We start from the raw sequence: 1,311 nt of genomic DNA, 5'->3' as shown, positions 1-1,311 counted from the left end.
CTAGAAGACTCATGAAGATCTTGGTGAAGGGTTGCCCGGCCGTGGGCCGGGCGGCCCTTCTTGCTTATGCGGTGGCCGGGGTGAGGTGCCAGCTGCCGTTGGCCCTGGTCAGTCCGAGGTTGATCAGTCGGCGGAGGTTGAGGGCGGCGGCGCGGTGGTGGAGCCAGATGTTGTTGGCGATGACGCCTCGGTAGGGCACTCGCCGGTTTCCCTTGGCGGTCAGCCAGGCGATGGCGCGTTCGGCCGGGGGCCGCCATCGGCGGTATTCGTCCTGCCAGAGGGGGTCGGTGGCGGCCTGACGGCGGGCTGCGGTGAGCAGTTCATGCTGGGGGTGGATGTTGAGGGTGCGTCCGGTCTTGGAGGTGGTGCAGCGTCCGCGTAGGGGGCAGTCCGTGCACACGCGCTTGAACTGGGCGGTGCGGGCACCGTCGGCTTTGGCCTGTCCGAGGTTGGCGGTGTGTCCGGCGGGGCAGGTCGCGGTGCCGACGGCTGTGTCGATGAGGAAGTCGTCGATGGTGAAGCCGCCGGGGATGGCCTGCCGCAGCGGTGGCGGCTTGATCACCAGGGTGTGGCCGTCTGCCTGCAGGTGTGCGCGCAGGTCGCCGGTGCCGTATGCGGAATCGCCGAGCACGGTTAACTCCTGGCCTTCGTCCTCGGCGGCCAGCAGTTCGCAGGCGACGGCGGCCTCGTGGTTGCCGGGGCCGTAGCCGCTGGTGAGGGCGACCGCGGTGAACAGCCCGGTCTCCGGTTCGAAGGACGCATGCCCTTTGAAGCCGTCCTGGTGGCGGGTGCGGTTTTTGTGGATGTGGCGTGCGTCCGGATCGACGGTGGACACGGTCCGGTCCGTCACCGTGCGGCGGGCGATGCGCCAGCGGCCGTCGCGCCCGTCGGAGTCCTCGGCCGGCTCCACGTCCTGGCCCGCGACCAGGGCCAGCAGGCCCACCGCGTTCGCCGCCCTCTCGCCCAAATCCTGCTCGGGCAGCTGCCCGAGCAGGTTGACCGCATCGGTGACCAGTGCGTCGACCAGCGCGGCGCGGGCGGCCTCGTCGTCCCAGGCGATCCTCGGCTTGCCCGGGTCGGTGTAGTCGTGCGCGTGGCACCACTGTGCTGCGGTCTCCTCGCCCGCGGGGACCTCGCGGATCACACGGCGGATGGCGGAGATGATCTGGGTGACGGTGTCCTGTGTGGCCACCGCGTCATCGAGGACGGTGGAGTCCAGTGCCCGCCGGTGCTTGCCCTTGAGGACACCGGTGGCCTTCACGACCTCCCGCACGGCCTCGAACACCCGGTTCGGGCGGGTGGAACGGCTAA

1 protein-coding gene is annotated in these 1,311 nt (G+C 70.2%); it reads right to left on the bottom strand.

Annotation, left to right across the window (positions count from 1 at the left end; all coding sequences use genetic code 11):
- Positions 1 to 64 precede the first annotated feature (64 nt).
- On the bottom strand, positions 65 to 1,311 hold a 1,247-nt coding region (locus AB0A61_RS41110; RefSeq protein ID WP_361304750.1), incomplete at its 5' end, for a transposase.

It is taken from the genome of Streptomyces sp. NPDC046197 (assembly GCF_040646295.1).
GTDB lineage: Bacteria > Actinomycetota > Actinomycetes > Streptomycetales > Streptomycetaceae > Streptomyces.
This window is presented reverse-complemented; position numbering and strand designations above follow the sequence as displayed.